Origin of the sequence: Synechococcus sp. HK05, from assembly GCF_019104765.1 — a bacterium.
In the GTDB taxonomy this organism is placed as follows: domain Bacteria; phylum Cyanobacteriota; class Cyanobacteriia; order PCC-6307; family Cyanobiaceae; genus Vulcanococcus.
This window is the reverse complement of sequence record NZ_JAHRXJ010000004.1, coordinates 199,712-215,424: the sequence shown is the minus strand read 5'-3', so window position 1 is coordinate 215,424 and position 15,713 is coordinate 199,712. Positions and strand designations below refer to the sequence as shown.

20 protein-coding genes are annotated in these 15,713 nt (G+C 65.4%); 9 read left to right on the top strand and 11 right to left on the bottom strand.

All coding sequences use genetic code 11. The features are described 5' to 3' along the window. Positions 1–10: 10 nt before the first annotated feature. The gene (locus tag KUL97_RS04400) at positions 11–289 is read right to left on the bottom strand and encodes a DUF2103 domain-containing protein (protein ID WP_217795757.1); all 279 of its coding nucleotides are present in this window, start codon (positions 287–289) and stop codon (positions 11–13) included. A gap of 44 nt (positions 290–333) precedes the next feature. Here KUL97_RS04400 and KUL97_RS04395 point away from each other — a divergent pair, with 44 nt between their 5' ends. Further along, positions 334–579 carry a hypothetical protein gene (locus tag KUL97_RS04395; RefSeq protein ID WP_254896177.1) on the top strand — a complete coding sequence of 82 codons (246 nt, stop codon included), beginning with the start codon at positions 334–336 and terminating at the stop codon, positions 577–579. Here KUL97_RS04395 and clpS read toward each other — a convergent pair. Further along, complete coding sequence (gene clpS, locus KUL97_RS04390) at positions 576–857, bottom strand: ATP-dependent Clp protease adapter ClpS (protein WP_217795756.1); 282 nt, start codon at positions 855–857, stop codon at positions 576–578. The two genes, KUL97_RS04395 and clpS, sit on opposite strands and share 4 nt — an antisense overlap. Before the next feature lie 76 nt (positions 858–933). Between clpS and petN the strand changes: the two genes are divergently transcribed. The 4 genes from petN to KUL97_RS04370 all read left to right on the top strand — a co-directional run bounded on the left by petN (position 934) and on the right by KUL97_RS04370 (position 3,741). Then, complete coding sequence (gene petN, locus KUL97_RS04385; RefSeq protein WP_217795755.1) at positions 934–1,035, top strand: cytochrome b6-f complex subunit PetN; 102 nt, start codon at positions 934–936, stop codon at positions 1,033–1,035. 2 nt (positions 1,036–1,037) lie between these two features. Then, positions 1,038–1,226: a hypothetical protein gene (locus tag KUL97_RS04380; RefSeq protein ID WP_217796072.1), complete on the top strand. Its 189-nt coding sequence runs from the start codon at positions 1,038–1,040 to the stop codon at positions 1,224–1,226. A gap of 170 nt (positions 1,227–1,396) precedes the next feature. Further along, the gene (locus KUL97_RS04375) at positions 1,397–2,470 is read left to right on the top strand and encodes a CofH family radical SAM protein (RefSeq protein ID WP_368656103.1); all 1,074 of its coding nucleotides are present in this window, start codon (positions 1,397–1,399) and stop codon (positions 2,468–2,470) included. After that, positions 2,461–3,741, top strand: a complete 1,281-nt coding sequence (locus tag KUL97_RS04370; protein ID WP_217795752.1) for a hypothetical protein — start codon at positions 2,461–2,463, stop codon at positions 3,739–3,741. Before KUL97_RS04375 ends, KUL97_RS04370 begins: the two co-directional genes overlap by 10 nt. Here KUL97_RS04370 and psb29 read toward each other — a convergent pair. Continuing rightward, positions 3,734–4,408: a photosystem II biogenesis protein Psp29 gene (gene psb29, locus KUL97_RS04365; RefSeq protein WP_217795750.1), complete on the bottom strand. Its 675-nt coding sequence runs from the start codon at positions 4,406–4,408 to the stop codon at positions 3,734–3,736. The genes KUL97_RS04370 and psb29 overlap by 8 nt on opposite strands. 99 nt (positions 4,409–4,507) lie before the next feature. On the opposite strand from psb29, the gene clpP reads away from it, so the two are divergent. Both clpP and KUL97_RS04355 read left to right on the top strand, forming a co-directional pair. Continuing rightward, a complete protein-coding gene (gene clpP / locus KUL97_RS04360; protein WP_217795749.1) occupies positions 4,508–5,098 on the top strand; it encodes an ATP-dependent Clp endopeptidase proteolytic subunit ClpP in 591 nt (196 codons plus the stop codon). A gap of 70 nt (positions 5,099–5,168) precedes the next feature. After that, positions 5,169–5,297 (top strand): DUF2256 domain-containing protein, encoded by a 129-nt coding sequence (locus tag KUL97_RS04355; protein WP_217796029.1) that lies wholly within the window; start codon positions 5,169–5,171, stop codon positions 5,295–5,297. 3 nt (positions 5,298–5,300) lie between these two features. Here the strand turns inward: KUL97_RS04355 and KUL97_RS04350 are convergent, their stop codons facing one another. The 5 genes from KUL97_RS04350 to pyk all read right to left on the bottom strand — a co-directional run bounded on the left by KUL97_RS04350 (position 5,301) and on the right by pyk (position 12,203). After that, a complete protein-coding gene (locus KUL97_RS04350; protein ID WP_217795748.1) occupies positions 5,301–6,872 on the bottom strand; it encodes an amidase in 1,572 nt (523 codons plus the stop codon). Between the two features lie 115 nt (positions 6,873–6,987). After that, positions 6,988–8,946: an ATP-dependent zinc metalloprotease FtsH gene (gene ftsH, locus KUL97_RS04345; RefSeq protein ID WP_217795747.1), complete on the bottom strand. Its 1,959-nt coding sequence runs from the start codon at positions 8,944–8,946 to the stop codon at positions 6,988–6,990. A gap of 86 nt (positions 8,947–9,032) precedes the next feature. Beyond that, positions 9,033–9,341 (bottom strand): DUF1830 domain-containing protein, encoded by a 309-nt coding sequence (locus KUL97_RS04340; protein WP_217795746.1) that lies wholly within the window; start codon positions 9,339–9,341, stop codon positions 9,033–9,035. Between the two features lie 130 nt (positions 9,342–9,471). Next, positions 9,472–10,701: an ABC transporter permease gene (locus tag KUL97_RS04335; protein WP_217795745.1), complete on the bottom strand. Its 1,230-nt coding sequence runs from the start codon at positions 10,699–10,701 to the stop codon at positions 9,472–9,474. A gap of 44 nt (positions 10,702–10,745) precedes the next feature. Beyond that, a complete protein-coding gene (gene pyk, locus KUL97_RS04330) occupies positions 10,746–12,203 on the bottom strand; it encodes a pyruvate kinase (protein WP_217795744.1) in 1,458 nt (485 codons plus the stop codon). 60 nt (positions 12,204–12,263) lie between these two features. Between pyk and KUL97_RS04325 the strand changes: the two genes are divergently transcribed. Together KUL97_RS04325 and KUL97_RS04320 are read left to right on the top strand one after the other, a co-directional pair. Continuing rightward, entirely contained in the window at positions 12,264–12,593 is a 330-nt protein-coding gene (locus KUL97_RS04325) for a nucleoside triphosphate pyrophosphohydrolase family protein (RefSeq protein WP_010308843.1), read from the top strand. A 38-nt stretch (positions 12,594–12,631) separates the two neighbouring features. Next, the gene (locus tag KUL97_RS04320) at positions 12,632–13,123 is read left to right on the top strand and encodes a hypothetical protein (RefSeq protein ID WP_368656102.1); all 492 of its coding nucleotides are present in this window, start codon (positions 12,632–12,634) and stop codon (positions 13,121–13,123) included. Here KUL97_RS04320 and KUL97_RS04315 read toward each other — a convergent pair. The 3 genes from KUL97_RS04315 to ilvA form a co-directional block, all read right to left on the bottom strand. Then, a complete protein-coding gene (locus KUL97_RS04315; RefSeq protein ID WP_217795743.1) occupies positions 13,117–13,407 on the bottom strand; it encodes a YggT family protein in 291 nt (96 codons plus the stop codon). The two genes, KUL97_RS04320 and KUL97_RS04315, sit on opposite strands and share 7 nt — an antisense overlap. Positions 13,408–13,474: 67 nt before the next feature. After that, a complete protein-coding gene (gene scpB, locus KUL97_RS04310) occupies positions 13,475–14,044 on the bottom strand; it encodes an SMC-Scp complex subunit ScpB (protein WP_217795742.1) in 570 nt (189 codons plus the stop codon). A gap of 24 nt (positions 14,045–14,068) precedes the next feature. Continuing rightward, positions 14,069–15,652 (bottom strand): threonine ammonia-lyase, biosynthetic, encoded by a 1,584-nt coding sequence (gene ilvA / locus KUL97_RS04305; protein ID WP_217795741.1) that lies wholly within the window; start codon positions 15,650–15,652, stop codon positions 14,069–14,071. Positions 15,653–15,713: the final 61 nt, after the last annotated feature.

Genomic DNA, 15,713 nt, shown 5'->3' with positions numbered 1-15,713 from the left:
GGCCCAGGGCTCAGCGCTTCAGGGCCTCACCGATGCGCTCTTCCAGGGCCTCGGCGTTCAAGCCCGTGACCACAAACACCTCCTGGGCGCTGCTACCCCGCCGCGCCACCAGCTTCCAGCCCCCCGTGATCGGCGTGGACACCCGCAGCCGCAGCTCCGGTGACCGGCCTTTCACCCGCGCGATGACGGCTGGAGTGATCGTGTCGATGGCCGGATCCAGCACCAGCCGCTTCAGCAGTGGGATCAGCCCTTCCAGGTAGGTGCTGTGGGTGATCACCAGCCGGCCCATCGCTGCCGCATGTGGTCGTCAACCCTAGGGATTCCTGCTAAACCATGAATCCCTTTTGGGTTGCCATGGCCGTGCGGGCTCAGCCTGAGATGCGCGAGGTGCTGCGGCGAGAACTGTTGCGGGAGCTGGGTTCTCCCTCGCAGGTGATCAGTCTTGAGCAGCGCGGTGATCGCCACGTACGCGGGGTGGCGGTGTGTTCCGGGCGGGTGCTGAGTTTTGTGCTCGACGCCCAGTCGCAGCGTCTGCGCACCCGCCCCCTCTTTGATCTGCTGCTGCGCAGCCGCGCTTAGCCCCTCTCGAGCGGCGCCATCGTGAGCCCTTCGGCTCCGAGTTGCTGGTGATACAGCTCGGCCTGTTCGAGCGGGCCGCTCCACACGAGGGCCGCCCCCTGGCCGTCGATCTGATGGGCCAGCGCCCAGGCGCGATCCGCCGTAATGGCGGGGATGTAGCGCACCAAGACCTCCACCACGTGCTGGAAGGTGTTGTGGTCGTCGTCGAGCACGATCACGCGGCCATTCGGGTAGGGGACTTCAACCCGCTGCTTCTCCCGTACCGCCTGCTGTGCCATCTGATCACAAGCCGTTCTGTGCCCTCAGTTTGGCGCCCGGCGCTGGTTACACTCCAACTACATTCGCAACAGCTCCATGCTGATCACCGTGGGTTGGGCCGCGCTCTGCGCCACATTCACCTTCTCGATCGCCATGGTGGTGTGGGGTCGTAACGGCGACGGTTCGATCAACTTCTGAACGTGAGCGACGTTGTTGTTGCTGGCCTCACGCTCAACAACGTGCTGGCCATCCTGGCGGCCTCCCTGCTGGTGTTCGTGAGTGGAGGGGTGATCTATCTCTCCACGGTCGAGTGGCGTGATCGTCGTCGGCGTCAACAGCCTGTGGCAGCCCCTAGCAAGCCCCGCACCAAATCCAAGGCCCTGCGGTGATCGCTCCACAGGAGTGGTTGGACCCCTGGGCCTGGCGTATGGCGGAGCAGGTTCTCCCCGCTCCTTTGCCGCCAGAGCTCCCTTTACAGGGCCATCCACCCCATTGGAGCGATGCGCTCCAATGTGAGCTCTCGGTTCAGCTCAGTCTCGATCCAGTCAGTGCCAGCAGCATGGGCCTGGCTGATCGTCTCCTGGCTGTGCCGCCATCAGAAGCACTGCGTCAGCAGGCGGATCGGTTGCGTCAGGAGCTGGTGGGGGAGACGGTGACCTACGTGGTGAACCGCAACCTCAATTTCACCAACCACTGTCTGCAGCACTGCAGCTTCTGCGCCTTTCGCCGCGATCCCGGCGCGGCGGGGGCCTACTGGCATGGCTTCGACACCCTGCAGGAGCGGGCCGCCGCCGCCGCTCGGCTTGGGGCGACCGAGTTGTGCGTCCAGGGGGGCCTCAATCCTGATGCCCGCCTCGACGGTTCCACGCTTCGCTACTACCAGGGTCTGTTGCAGGCCCTGCAGGCAGCGGCTCCGGGGCTGCACCTGCATGCGTTTTCGCCGCAGGAGCTCCTCTTTATCGCTGAGCAGGATGCAGTGCCGCTTCAGGCGGTGATCGATGGACTGCGCGACGCCGGCCTCGGTTCGATTCCCGGCACTGCTGCGGAGGTGCTGGACGAGTCGGTGCGCGCCCGGTTGTGCCCCGAAAAGCTCAGTGCTCGCCAGTGGTGTGCTGTGGTGCTCCAGGTGCATCGCAGTGGGCTGCGCAGCACCGCCACCTTGATGGCAGGCCACATTGAATCCTCCCGCCAGCGCGCGGCCCATCTCCTCACCCTGGTGGCCCTGCAGCAGGTGGCCTGGCAGCATCACGGCGGTGGGTTCAGCGAGTTCGTGTTGCTCCCCTTCATCGGTGCGCAGGCGCCAGCGCCCTTGCGGCAGCGCGTGGGCCGCGATCAGCCTGATCTTGAGGAGATGCTGGCCCTTACGGCCCAGGCTCGCTTGCTGCTGGATCGCTGGATCGTGAACCACCAGCCCAGTTGGGTGAAGCTCACCCTGGCTGGGGCGACCGAAGCGCTGCGCTGGGGCTGCAACGACCTGGGCGGAACCCTGATGGAGGAGAGCATCACCAGTGCCGCCGGAGCTCTCGGTGGCACGGCCCAATCGGTGGAGGCTCTGCGCAGTGCCGCTGGTTCGCTTCAGCGCCCGGTGCGTCAGCGCACCACGCTCTACGGGGCAGGTCTGGCGTGCGTCTGAAGCCTTTCGCCCTGAAACCCCTGGCTCTGCGGGATCTGCCCTTGCGGGTCACCGCCCTCACCAGTGCGGCCCTGCTGCTGATTCCGGCTGCGCTGGTGCTGTTGGTGCCCCGCCGTTTGGCCAGCGGCCTCGATCGCCTCATGCCCGATGCAGCGCTGCTGCAGAGCTTTGCGGCACGGCCGGCGCAACCGGCTCCGGCCCTTTGGCAGCAACGGCTTGGGCCGGAGCTTGCCGAGCGCTACTGGCGCGCCCAGCGGCGCCTGTGGTGGCAGTTCTGGGGCCCTCACGCTGATGCCGGTGCCTACTTGGTGTTCTCGGCCACCCCCGGCGATCCCCTGCCGGCCGATGGGCTGCGGGTGGACGATCTGATCGTGGTCGCCCCGAGCCCCCTGGCCCGTCAGCTGCTCGAGCAGCAGCTCAAGCTGCGCCGCCGACCGCCGCGTGGCCTCGATCAGCGCTGCAGCCAGGCGCTGTTGCAGCAGGAGGCCGTGCATTGGAATCCAGCCGCTCTCGCCCAGATGCTTGGCCCCCTGGCGCCTCTGGCGATGACGCTCCAACTGGGCTGCATCACCCTCCGCAGCGACAACCGCGCCCTGCTCTGGCAAGGGGAAGCCGAAGCCAGCGCGGATGCGCTGGCGGCTGCGCCTGCTCGCTTAGCCGTGCCGTCGTTTGCCAAGGCTGCCGATCCGGTCCAACCCCTTGAGCTACGCGGTCAACGTCTCGAGCTGCTGCTGCGGGGGCTGCTGAGTACGGCCCTGCTGCGCAATGCCCTCGCGGAGCGCTACGGGCTGGGCCCCGAGCAGGTGCGCCGCCTCCAGAGTGCACCCTTCAGCCTTCAGCTCCAGGCTCAAGCGCAGGGGCCCTATCGAGCCGGCGTCCAGCTCTTGGTGCAACTGCCCGGCGAGCGCTCCCTCTGGGACCGCTGGCTCCGCGACCTCAGTGCTGCCCTCGAGCAGCAGGGCCTGAGCCGCTCGCAACCGGCAGCGGGTCTGAGCTTGTGGAGCCGTGAAGACGCCGCTGTGGTGGGGGGCTGGCGCTGGTTGGACGCTGATGCGCTTTTGCTCTTCCTCGGCCCCAACCCGAATCAGGCACCCAGGCTCACGGCGCTGCCAGGAGCTGACTGGGAGCTGCGGTTGCAACCCCAGGCGTTGGATCGATTGCAGTTGCTCCCGCCCGGGCTGCCCCTGGTGGTGAAACGCGCCTCTGAGCTGGTGCTACAGGGGCGCGGGTCGGGATCCACGGCCCTGAGTGGACGCCTGGAGATCAGGTAGCGCTGCCTTCAGCAGCCCGTTCACGGCGGCGGCGTTCGGCGGCCACCGTTTCTTCCATCAGCTCCACCGCCTGGCTCATCTTTTCGATGTTGCCGGCATAGAGGCTGATGTCCTTGTCCACCCGGTCTTTGATCAGGCCCATGGCCTCGCCGATCTCATGGGCAGCGCTGCGCAGTGCCTGGGGATCGAGGGCATCGGCCCCCTGGGCGCTCTGCAGGAGGCTCAGCAGACCAACGGCCACCAAGCGCGAGTAGTGGAAGTCGTCGCGCTGCACGCCCCGGAGCAGCGATCCGATCAGCTCAGGTGCGCCTTCCCCCTGGTTCGACAGCCAGCCCTTCACCTCGTCGAGGCTGTGGTGCCCCACCTGCTGGCGGGCCTGCTCGGCCTGGGCGCGCAGCGCGCTGCCATCGAAACCATTGGCGCTGCAGAGGGCCTGGAAGAGCGGCTCACGCTGGGCCTCGGGGCGGTAGCCCTTCGAGAAGCTGTCGAACACCTGGGTGAGCCCCACGGCGAACAGGCCATCGGCCTGAAAACCCTTCTGATGGCTGAGCAGATGCAGTTCCACCAGCAGCTCATCCACCAGGCGCCGGTAGAGGGGGGCGATCACATAGGGAAAAGCGCTGTGAAAGGCACGCTTGCTATCGGCAACAGTGAGGCCCACGCCCACGCTCTCATCACTTGAGGTGCTGGGACCCTAGCTCGCGAGGATCGCTGAACTCGGCTGAAGCTCAGTAGGATCCCGCCAGCTGCAACGCCCCCTGTGTCGATGATCCCGATCGTGATCGAAGAGTCGGGCCGGGGCGAGCGGGCGTTTGATATCTATTCTCGTCTGCTGCGCGAGCGGATCATCTTCCTGGGTGAGCCCGTCACGGCTGAATCCGCCAATCGGATCGTCGCCCAGCTTCTGTTCTTGGAAGCGGAAGACCCCGAGAAGGACATTTACCTCTACATCAACTCCCCCGGCGGCTCGGTTTACGACGGGCTTGGCATCTTCGACACGATGCAGCACATCAAGCCGGACGTGCACACCGTGTGTGTGGGCCTGGCCGCTTCGATGGGTGCCTTCCTGCTCTGCGCCGGCGCGAAGGGCAAGCGCAGCAGCCTTACCCATTCGCGGATCATGATCCACCAGCCCCTGGGCGGGGCCCGCGGCCAGGCCAGTGACATCCGCATCCAGGCCGACGAAATCCTTTACCTCAAGAAGAAGCTCAACCAGGAGCTTGCTGATCGCACCGGTCAGCCCCTGAGCCGCATCGAGGAAGACACCGACCGCGACTTCTTCATGTCTCCCGCTGAGGCCGCCGAGTACGGCCTGATCGACAAGGTGATCGACAAGCGCCCGGTGCGCGCTGTCTGATCCCTTCCGCTGATTCAGGCCCGTGGGCCGCAAGCGTGGTGGTTCCGCAGACAAACCAGGTGGCAAGGGTTTGCCGCCCAGCCTGCGGCCCAGCAAGGTCTGTCCGGTGTGCGGCAGGCCCTTTGCCTGGCGCAAGAAATGGGCAGCGGTGTGGGAGCAGGTGATCTACTGCTCCGACCGCTGCCGCAATCAACGCTGAGGCTCAGCTGCTGGTGAGGCTGGGGAAGCGATTGCCGGTGTAGAGCTGCGGCATGCCGCTGGCCAGGGCTGAACCCACCCGCATGCACACGGCGTCTTCATAGGTGGGCGCCACGATCTGAATGCTGGTAGGCATGTTCTGCGGATCCAGGCCCGTGGGCGCTGCCAGCACGGGGTTCCAATTGAGCAGGTTCCAGAGCGGTGTGAGCACCCAGCCAGCCAGGGGGTCGACTTCCACGCCATCCACCATCAGCTTGTCGCGGAAGGGGTCGAGATCAGCCGGCACTTCACTGGTGGTGAGGGTGGGCATGATCAGCGCCTGATAGCCGCTCTGGAACACCTGATCGTCCACGCGGCGATAGATCTCGGCCGACACCTGCGCTGCATGCCGCGCCTGTTCCGGTCCCATCGAGGTTGCCGCCAGCTCGGCGAAGTGACGGCCGTAGCTGGTGAGTTGATCCTTCTGGCTCACCAGATCCGCCATATCGGCCCCCTGAATGCCGGAGAGCAGTGCTTCCAGCAGCACCTTGCGGATGTCGTTGCCGTTCACACCGAGATCCAGATCCACCTTGGTGATCAAGGCCCCCTGGCGCTCCAGCACCGCCAGGGCGGCCTCGGTGTTGCGCCGCACGTTCTCGCTCACCCGCGCCCAGCCCTGATTGGGGGAGTACGCGATCCGCATGCCCTTGACCCCCGCGTAGCTGAGCGGCAGATCAAGCTTCGGGCGCAGGGAATTCATCACCCCTGGTGCCGGGCCGGAGATCACATTTTCCAGGCGGATCATGTCGGGCAGATCCCGTGCAATGGGTCCGAGCACGGAGGGAAGCAGGCTCACGTAGTTGGGCTCCACGGGCACCCGGCCGTAGGGCGGTTTGAAGCCCCAAAGGCCGTTGAAGGCCGAGGGGATCCGGATCGAACCCCCCATATCGGAACCGGTGGCGAGGGTGGTGAGTCCGGCTGCCAGCGCGGCGCCGCTGCCGCCTGATGAGCCCCCTACCGCGTACTGGAGATTCCAGGGATTGCGCGTCACGCCCCAGAGATCACTCCAAGTCACCCCGAGGAAATACATCTCCGGCACGGTGGTTTGCGCGTGCAGCACGGCACCGGCATCCAGCAGTTTCACCACGATCGGATCGTTCGTGGTCATCACCCGGTCGCGGAACACCTTGGAGCCGGCGGTCATGGGCCAGCCCTTCACCGCCATCTCATCCTTGAGGGCCACGGTGATGCCCTCGAGGGCACGGGGGTTGCCCTGCTGCCAGCGGCGCTCCGATTCCTTCGCCTGCGCCATCGCCTCCTTCGGATGGAGGTAGGTGAAGCAGTTCACAAGCTTGCCGCGCTGTTCGGTGAGCCGCAGCTGGGCTTGGAGCACCTCCACGGGCGAGAGCTTCTTCTGGCGGAACAGCTTCAGCTGTTCGCCGGCGCTCATGTACGCCAACTCCAGATCACGGCTCTGGCCGGCAGCGGCCGGTGCTGCGTTCAACCTGGAGGGCGACACCACGCCCATCGCTCCAGCCACGCCGAAGCCTGCTGTGGCTCCGAGCATCTGGAGGGCATTGCGGCGGCTGAGGTTCACGGCGGCGGCGTGCGCGTTGCTGCGCAGTTTGCTCAGCCTGCGGCGGCGCTGCTCGAGCTTGAAAGGCGTTGATGCAAAAAAAAGCCCGCGCAGGGCGCGGGCGGTGAGGCTTGGATCAGGCTTCAGCCTTGATCGGTGTGGCCTCGGCGGCTAGATCCGCTTCGCTGAGGAATGGTGAGAAACGCTCTTTCTCGGGGATGGCGGTGAACTCGCTCACGAGGGCGCGGAACTCATCGCCGTCGAGGCTTTCCTTCTCGATCAGCACATCCACCACGCGGTCCATGCAGGCGCGGTTCTCAGCCACGAGCTTCACGGTTTCCTCATAGCAGTTCTGCACGATCTGGCGTACGGCCAGATCGACGCGGGCGGCGGTGGCGTCAGAGCCATCGCTGCGGGTCATCAGGTCGCGGCCGAGGAACACCTCTTGGTTGCCGGCTTCGAGGGAAAGCTGGCCCACTTCGCTCATGCCGAAGCGGGTCACCATCTGGCGAGCGATCGAGGCCACCTGCTGGATGTCGCCGCCTGCACCGGTGGTGACTTCGGCGTGGCCGAACACCACGTCCTCCGCGGCCCGGCCGCCGAGGGCGCCCATGATCCGGGCGCGCAGCTGAGCGCGGCTCACCAGCATCTGCTCCTCATCCGGGGAGAACCAGGTGAGGCCCTGGGCCTGGCCGCGGGGGATCAGGGTGACCTTCTGCACGGGGTCGTGGGCCTTCACCAGGGTGCCAACCAGGGCGTGGCCCACTTCGTGGTAGGCGATCAGGCGCTTACTGCGGCCATCGGTGAGGGGCTTGCCCTCCATGCCGGCGATGATCCGGTCCACGGCATCGTCGATCTCGGCCAGGCCGGTGGCCTCTTTGCGGCGGCGCGCGGTGAGGATCGCGGCCTCATTGAGCAGGTTGGCCAGGTCGGCGCCGGAGAAGCCGGGGGTGCGGCGGGCGATGGCCTCGAGGCTCACGTCGTCGGCCAGCTTCTTGTCGCGGGAGTGCACCTTCAGCACTGAGAGGCGGCCCTTGATGTCGGGTACATCCACTTGCACCTGGCGGTCGAAACGGCCCGGACGCAGCAGGGCCGAATCGAGCACGTCGGCGCGGTTGGTGGCCGCAATGATGATGATGCCGCTGTTGCCCTCAAAGCCGTCCATTTCCGTGAGGAGCTGGTTGAGGGTCTGCTCGCGCTCGTCGTTACCGCCGCCTACACCGGCGCCGCGCTGACGGCCCACCGCATCGATCTCGTCGATGAAGATCAGACAGGGGCTGTTCTCCTTGGCGCGCTTGAACAAATCGCGCACGCGGCTGGCGCCCACGCCCACGAACATCTCCACAAATTCCGAACCGGAGAGGGAGAAGAAGGGCACGCCGGCTTCACCGGCAATCGCCTTGGCGAGCAGGGTTTTACCGGTGCCGGGAGGACCCACCAGCAGCACGCCTTTGGGGATCTTGGCGCCCACAGAGGTGAAGCGCTCAGGCGTTTTGAGGAAGGTCACCACTTCCTGGAGGTCTTGCTTGGCCTCTTCCACACCAGCCACGTCGTCGAACTTGACGCCGGTTTCGGCTTCCATCGCAAAGCGGGCCTTGGTTTTGCCGAACTGCATCGCCTGGCCGGGGCCGCCGGGCATGCCGTTACCGCGGCGGGCCAGGAACACCAGCACGCCGATCAACAGCAGCGGGAAGAGCAGGTTGCCCAGCAGGCCCAGCGCCGGAGGAGCCTGGCGGGGCGGATGAATATCGAAGCTGATGCCCTGCTCCTTGAGGTTGTTCACCAGCTCAGGAGCCAGGCCGGGGAGATCCACGCGCAGGCGCTGCACCCGGTTGTCGAGGTCGGGATCCACCGCTTCCACCACAGCGGTGCGGCCGCCATCAAAAATGTCGACGGCGGTGACCCGGCCGGCTTCCACGTAATCGAGGAAGCGGCCGTAGCTCATGCGGGCCACCGCAGCATTGCTCGGAGCCACGGTGGGGCCGCTGGGAGCGCTGAAGCGGTTGGCGCCGTTGCCAAGCACCTGCCAGCCGAGAAACAGGGCCACCCCGATGGGCAGCACCCAGAGGGCAATGGTGCGCCAGCGCTGATTCATAGCCGCCTCAGAAGCAGGTGGAGATGTTTACAAGTGTAAAGCGGCTCCTGCCGGGATCGGGATTCTCAGCCCCAATCGGCTCTCATTCAGGAGGCTTGCTGCCAATCCAGGGCCATGCCTGCGCTGTCCGCCATGGCGGCCGGTGCCGCGGGCTCGCTGGCGCTCTCCAGCCCGGAGAGGTCCACGCACAAGTCTTCAACCTCGATGCTTTCACGCAATTCAGCGCCCCCCAGGCTGTGGGTCCAGATCTGAACGATCGATTCCGGTGGAGCCAGAAAACTGAGCAGCTCGAACGGGAAGACCACCCGCTCGAGGAAGAACTCATCCGGGCCGATGCAGCGAACGATCACCATTCGATCGCTGCTGTTTCGGTAGCCACAGGTGAGCTGCGCCAAGGGAAGGATTGCCGAAAGGGAACCTTATGAAGCCATTCCCTGATCGGAGCGATGGTCGCAGTTGAAACCGTTTAGGGCGATCGAAGGCTTCTTTCGATTTTCTTTCTTATTGCCTCGCGGTCAGGGTTGCTTAAAGGCTGCGCAGAGCCGTGATCGGATCCAGCCGTGCGGCGCGCCTGGCCGGCAGTACCCCAAACACCAGGCCGATGGAGCCTGAGAGTCCCACGGTGATCAGCACGCTTGTGCCGCCGATCGCCGCAGGCAGGGGGGTGATCGCGGCGACAGCCGCGACGGCTGACAGGCCCAGGGCGCTGCCGATCACGCCGCCGAGGCTGGAGAGCACCAGGGCTTCCACCAGAAATTGAGCGAGCACATCGCTGCTGCGTGCACCGATGGCTTTGCGCAGCCCGATTTCGGAGGTGCGCTCACTCACCGACACCAACATGATGTTCATGATCCCGATGCCACCCACCAGCAGGGAGATCGCGCCGATCGCGCCCAGCATCAAGGTGAGGCCTCCGGTGATGGTGCCCACAATGGAGAGCGCATCTTTCTGAGAACGCACCGCGAAGTCGTCTTCCCGCAAAATGTTGTGCCGCTGGCGCAGCAGATTGGTGATCTGAAACTTCGCTGCGCCGGTGCTCGCTTCATCGCGGGCTTCCACGCTGATGAAGTTCAGGCTGACGCCATAGGTGGGATCGCGGCCTGAAAGCTTGCTCACCATGGTGGAGAGCGGGATGTAGGCGGCCTCGTCTTGGTTCTGGCCGAACACGGCACCCTTGGGCGCCATCACCCCGATCACCTCAAAGCTCTGATCACGGATGCGCAGCTGCTTGCCGATCGCCGATCCCATCGGCAGCAACTTGTCGCGCAGGTCCGGGCCGATCACCACCACGTTGCGCGCCCCATCCAGATCCCGCTGGTCGATGAAGCGCCCTTGGGCCACTTCAAAACGGCGCACGGTGAGGAAGTCGGGCGTGATGCCCGACACGGTGGCGCTGGAGCTCTTGGCCCCCGCCTGAAGCACGGCGCTGAGGGTGATCTGGGGCACCACCCGCTTCACCGAAGGCACCTGCTCGGCGATGGCCTCGGCGTCTTCGAGCACGAGGGTTTTGGGGAAATCGATGCCCTGGCGGCGGCTGTCGTTGTTGCCGGGCACCACAAACAGCACGTTGGCGCCGAGCGTGTTGAGCTGCCCCTCCGCCAGGTTCTGGGCTCCGCGGCCCACTCCCACCAGGGTGATCACTGAGGCATTGCCAATCACGATGCCGAGCATCGTGAGCAGGGAACGCAGGCGATTGGCCTTGAGGGTGGCCAGGGCCATCCCCACGGTTTCAGCCATCGCCAGTTTTGCGGCCATCGTGCTCAGCTCAGCGCTGCAGGATCACCATCCTGCAAGCCTGCTCAGAGAATTGCGGGGTCGAGCACCGTGCCTTTGCCCACGATGCTCACCTTCACCAGATCCGTGGAACCGCTCACATCGGCCACGGTGCCTGCGGTTTGGATCACCAGATCGCCATCGCGCAGCAGCGCTTGCTCGCTGGCGATCTCCATCGCGCGGTTGAAGCTGGCGGTGGCGTTCTCGGCGTCGTCCACCAGCAGGGGGTGCACACCCCACACCAACTGCAGCTGGGAGGCCACTTTGGTTTCGCTGGTGATCGCCAGGATCGGCGTGCTGGGCCGGAACTTGCTCACGTTGCGGGCCGTTGCACCGCTCTTGGTGAGGGGCAGGATGGCGGCCGCCTCGAGTTGCCGCGCAATCGAACTCACGGCGTGGCTGATCGCGTTGGGAATGGTGGAGGCCAGCTGGCCGTCGTTCTCGCGGCGCGGGTAATCGCGTTCGATGCGGCGTGCGATCTGACTCATGGTGGCAACCGCTTCCACCGGGTAATCACCCACGGCGCTCTCGTTCGAGAGCATCACCGCATCGGTGCCATCCAGGATCGCGTTGGCCACATCGCTCACCTCCGCGCGGGTGGGTCTGGGGCAGCTCACCATCGAATCCAGCATCTGGGTGGCGGTGATCACCGGAATGCCCAGGCCGTTGCACTTGCGGATCAGCTCCTTCTGCAGCAGCGGCACCTCCTCGGCGGGCATTTCCACGCCCAAGTCGCCGCGGGCCACCATCACCCCATCACACAGGGGCAGGATCGCGTCGATCTGATCGATCGCTTCGAATTTCTCGATCTTGGCCACCACCGGGGTGTTGTGGCCGTGGGACGCGATCAGGGCCTTGATCTCCTCCATGTCGGAGGGGTTGCGCACGAAGCTCAACGCCACCCAATCCACGTTCTGCTGCAGGCCGAAGGCCAGATCCGTGCGGTCCTTGTCCGTGAGGGCGCGGATCGAGAGCTGCACATCGGGGAAGTTCACCCCCTTGTTGTTGGAGAGCACCCCGCCCACGGTCACCGTGCAGTAGAGCGTTTGTTCGGCCTTGTCGACGCGATCGACCACCATCTCCACGCGGCCGTCGTCGAGCAGGATGCGGCTGCCGGAGACCACTTCATCCGCCAGCTTGTCGTAAGTGACGGTGGCGATCTCCTGGGTGCAGGCGACATCGCGGGAGGTGAGGGTGAAGGCATCACCTTTGGCCACGGTGATGGGCCCATCCTTGAAACGGCCGAGGCGGATTTTCGGGCCCTGCAGGTCTTGGAGGATGCCGATGTGCACCTGCATCTCCGCCGCCACCTGGCGAATGGTGCGGATGCGGGCGGCGTGCTCGCTGTGGTCGCCGTGGGAGAAATTGAGGCGGAACGTGGTGGCGCCCGCTTCAATCAGGCGGCGCAGCTGTTCCGGAGATTCGGTGGCAGGGCCGATGGTGGCCACGATCTTGGTGCGACGCGTGAGATCGGGCAGGGCCATTCGGCGGAGCCAAAGATGCCAGCGACCCTATCATCGGCGGTCGCCAGCCCTGTTCTGCCAATGGATCTCAATGCCTATCAGCAGGGTGCCCGCAGCACAGCCCGCTATCCCGACGTGGGCTCCAATCCCATCTACCCCACCCTTGGCTTGTGCGGTGAAGCCGGCGAGGTGGCCGACAAGGTGAAGAAGGTGCTGCGCGATCAGGGCGGCCAGTTCAGCCCGGAGGTGCGCGAGGCCCTCAAGCTCGAGCTGGGGGATGTGCTCTGGTATGTGGCCCAACTTTCCAGTGAGCTGGGCTTTGAGTTGGGGGAGATCGCCGAGGCCAATCTCAACAAGCTCGCGAGCCGCGCCGCCCGTAACGTGATCTCCGGCAGCGGCGACCATCGCTGATCGCGCCGTGCGTTGCCGGATTCTTTGCCTTGACGCTTGTGCTCCTCCGGCCCCTTCGCTCTCTGTTTGGTGCCGCTGCCGTGCTCTGGCTTGTGCTGGCTGTGGCCTGGGTGCAGCCGGCCTGGGCTGCCTCACTCAGCGTGAGCGAGGTGAGCCTGGAACCCTGTCCCAGCGCCGATATCGGAGCCCAACCGCAATTGCGCCGCCCCAGTGGTGCCAGCTGTTACGTGTTGCGGGGCACGGTGACCAACCCTGGACGCAAGCCGGTGGTCGATACCGATGTGTTCGCTCAGATCCTTGATGCCAGCGGCGAACCGGTGCTCCAGAACCGGTCCCGGGTGGGCTCCATTGGCGATGTGGCGCCAGGCGATTCAGCCTTTGCCTTGCGGCTGGCGGTGCCTGCCGGTACGCCGGGGCCGTTCACCTTCTCCAACGTGAAAGCGCGTGGATTCGCCGCGCCGGTACGCACCCGAGCTGGAGAATTCGACGACCTGCTGCCGCTGGAGCAGGCCGTGGCTGACGCTCAGTAGAAGCTGGGGTAGAAGAACCCCCGGCTCTGCTGCAGCAGGTTTTGAATCAGCTGCAGGGCCAGAAACGCCAGGATCGCCGAGAGATCGAGGCCACCCAGCGGCGGGATCAGCCCGCGGAAGGCATTCAGATAGGGATCGGTCACGGCACTCACCGTGGAGAGCACCGGATTGCCCCAATCCAGGTTGGGGAACCAGCTGAGCAGCACCCGCACCAGCAGGATCACCGTGTAAATCTCGATTGTTCTGGCGAGAATTCCAATCAGAACACCAACCAGTTCAGACATGAGAAGGAAGCGCCGTAGAACGAGTGTATGGAGCTGAGCTTCGAGCTGCTGGCCGGCTCAGGGGAGATCAGGCGGCCTGCTCCCAGTCGTCGTCGGTTGCGGCTGGTTCGGACCGCTTGGGTTTGAGCTCATCCGTTTTGATCGCAAACGTGCGGTGGAACTTCTCACTGAGGGTGAGCCAGTAGGAACGCCCTTCGCTTTGGCGCTTGCGTTCGATGAAGTTCTGAGCGAGCAGCTCTTTGATGTGGTCGTAGGCGCCTGAGCCCCGCAGCTCCACCAAATCCGATTGCAGGATCCGCTTCTTCAGAGCGATGGTGGCCAGGGTGCGCAGGGCGGCGGTGGACAGATCCACGGGCAGCAGGTTCTGCACCAGTTCTCCCAGGCCATCGCGGAGCTGCAGGCTGTAGCGCTGCCCCTCCTGCCGGATCTCGAGGGCGGTGTCGCGATGGGCGTAATCAGCCATCAGGGTGATCAGGCCCATCTCCACTGCATCTCGAGCCACCCCACTGATCTCGGCCAGTTCGCCGAGGGTCATCGAGCGGCCTTTCAGATAAAGGATGGCCTCCAGGCGGGCCGGCAGCGACAACTCAGCCGAGGGGGGCGCAGCGACCTGGGGGCCCTGGGTTGTGTCGTCCATCACGCCCCCAGCTGTGCTCGCAAGTTATCCCACGCCCACCGTGCCGGCCACTTCCCCCAGGAAGAGGCGGTAGGCGGGATTGTCGGTCTCATCCACGTATTGATAACCGAGGCCATCGAGGAAGGTCTGCCACTCGCCGGCCTCCTCGGGCGGCACCTGCACCCCCACCACGATGCGGCCCACGTCGGCGCCATGGTTGCGGTAGTGAAAGATGCTGATGTTCCAGTTGGGGTGAAGGCTGGTGAGGAAACGCATCAGCGCTCCTGGCCGCTCCGGGAATTCGAAGCGGTAGAGCAGTTCACGGGTGTGGCTGCAAGCCTCGGTGGCGGCTGCCGGCATCCGGCCTCCCACCATGTGGCGCAGGTGCAGCTTGGAGAGCTCATCGTTGGAGAGATCCAGGCAGGGGAACCCTGCGGCGTTGAGCCTCTGGATCAGGTCTTGTTCATCGCTGCTGCCGCTGGTTTGCACCCCCACAAAGATGTGAGCGCGGCTGGGATCGGCAAGGCGGTAGCTGAACTCGGTGAGGTTGCGGTTGCCCAGCAACGTGCAGAACTCCCGCAGGCTGCCGGCCCGTTCGGGGATCTCCACGGCCAGCATCGCCTCGCGGTCTTCACTGATTTCGGTGCGTTCGGCCACAAACCGCAGCCGATCGAAATTCATGTTGGCCCCGCAGGCCACCGCCACCAAGGTGCGCTCCTGCAGGCCGCGCCGGGCCACATCAGCTTTCATGCCGGCTACCGCCAGGGCGCCCGCCGGCTCCAGGATCGAGCGGGTGTCCTCAAATACGTCTTTGATGGCGGCGCAGATGGCATCGGTGTTCACCGTCACCATGGCGTCAACGTGGCGGCGGGCCAGGGCGAAGGTTTGCTCTCCCACTTCGCGCACGGCCACGCCGTCTGCGAACAAGCCCACCTGCTCGAGTTTCACCCGTTCCCCGAGGGCCAGGGAGCGGGTCATGGCGTCGGCATCTTCCGGCTCCACCCCGATCACCTCCACCTGAGGCCAGAGCGCTTTCACGTAGGCAGCGATCCCAGCGATCAGGCCGCCGCCGCCCACGGCGACGTAGATCGCATCGGGCGGCGCTGAGCACTGCCGCAGGATCTCCAGGCCGATCGTGCCCTGCCCGGCGATCACGTCGGGATCATCAAAGGGGTGAATGAAGCTGAGACCGCGCTCCTCCGCCAGTCGGTAGGCCTCGCTGCAGGCCGCGTCGTAGTTGTCGCCGTGCAGCACCACCTCGGCTCCGCGCGCCGCCACGGCCCGCACCTTCATCTCGGGTGTGGTGACCGGCATCACGATCACGGCGCGGCAGCCCAACCGTTGCGCTCCGAGCGCCACACCCTGGGCGTGGTTGCCGGCACTGGCGGCAATCACACCGCGCTCGAGCTCAGCCCGGCTGAGGCTCGCCATTTTGTTGTAGGCCCCCCGCAGCTTGAAGCTGAACACCGGCTGCAGGTCTTCCCGCTTGAGCAGCACAGTGTTGTTGAGGCGCCGCGAGAGGTTGGGAGCCGGATCGAGGGGCGATTCGATCGCCACGTCGTACACGCGCGCGCGCAGGATCCGCAACAGCATCGTCAGGTCACTGTCCTGGCTGGTGGTGTTGCTCATCGCTGCTTAACCGTTTCCCCAGTGTGACAAGCCTCTGCCAACGGCTTCGGTTTCGTGCTCT

Bases quoted from the DNA above. Each gene is read 5' to 3' on its own strand.
- KUL97_RS04400 (WP_217795757.1), bottom strand. From the start codon at position 289: ATGGGCCGGCTGGTGATCACCCACAGCACCTACCTGGAAGGGCTGATC.
- KUL97_RS04395 (WP_254896177.1), top strand. From the start codon at position 334: ATGAATCCCTTTTGGGTTGCCATGGCCGTGCGGGCTCAGCCTGAGATG.
- clpS (WP_217795756.1), bottom strand. From the start codon at position 857: ATGGCACAGCAGGCGGTACGGGAGAAGCAGCGGGTTGAAGTCCCCTAC.
- petN (WP_217795755.1), top strand. From the start codon at position 934: ATGCTGATCACCGTGGGTTGGGCCGCGCTCTGCGCCACATTCACCTTC.
- KUL97_RS04375 (WP_368656103.1), top strand. From the start codon at position 1,397: ATGGGCCTGGCTGATCGTCTCCTGGCTGTGCCGCCATCAGAAGCACTG.
- clpP (WP_217795749.1), top strand. From the start codon at position 4,508: ATGATCCCGATCGTGATCGAAGAGTCGGGCCGGGGCGAGCGGGCGTTT.
- ftsH (WP_217795747.1), bottom strand. From the start codon at position 8,946: ATGAATCAGCGCTGGCGCACCATTGCCCTCTGGGTGCTGCCCATCGGG.
- KUL97_RS04335 (WP_217795745.1), bottom strand. From the start codon at position 10,701: ATGGCCGCAAAACTGGCGATGGCTGAAACCGTGGGGATGGCCCTGGCC.
- pyk (WP_217795744.1), bottom strand. From the start codon at position 12,203: ATGGCCCTGCCCGATCTCACGCGTCGCACCAAGATCGTGGCCACCATC.
- KUL97_RS04325 (WP_010308843.1), top strand. From the start codon at position 12,264: ATGGATCTCAATGCCTATCAGCAGGGTGCCCGCAGCACAGCCCGCTAT.
- KUL97_RS04315 (WP_217795743.1), bottom strand. From the start codon at position 13,407: ATGTCTGAACTGGTTGGTGTTCTGATTGGAATTCTCGCCAGAACAATC.
- scpB (WP_217795742.1), bottom strand. From the start codon at position 14,044: ATGGACGACACAACCCAGGGCCCCCAGGTCGCTGCGCCCCCCTCGGCT.
- ilvA (WP_217795741.1), bottom strand. From the start codon at position 15,652: ATGAGCAACACCACCAGCCAGGACAGTGACCTGACGATGCTGTTGCGG.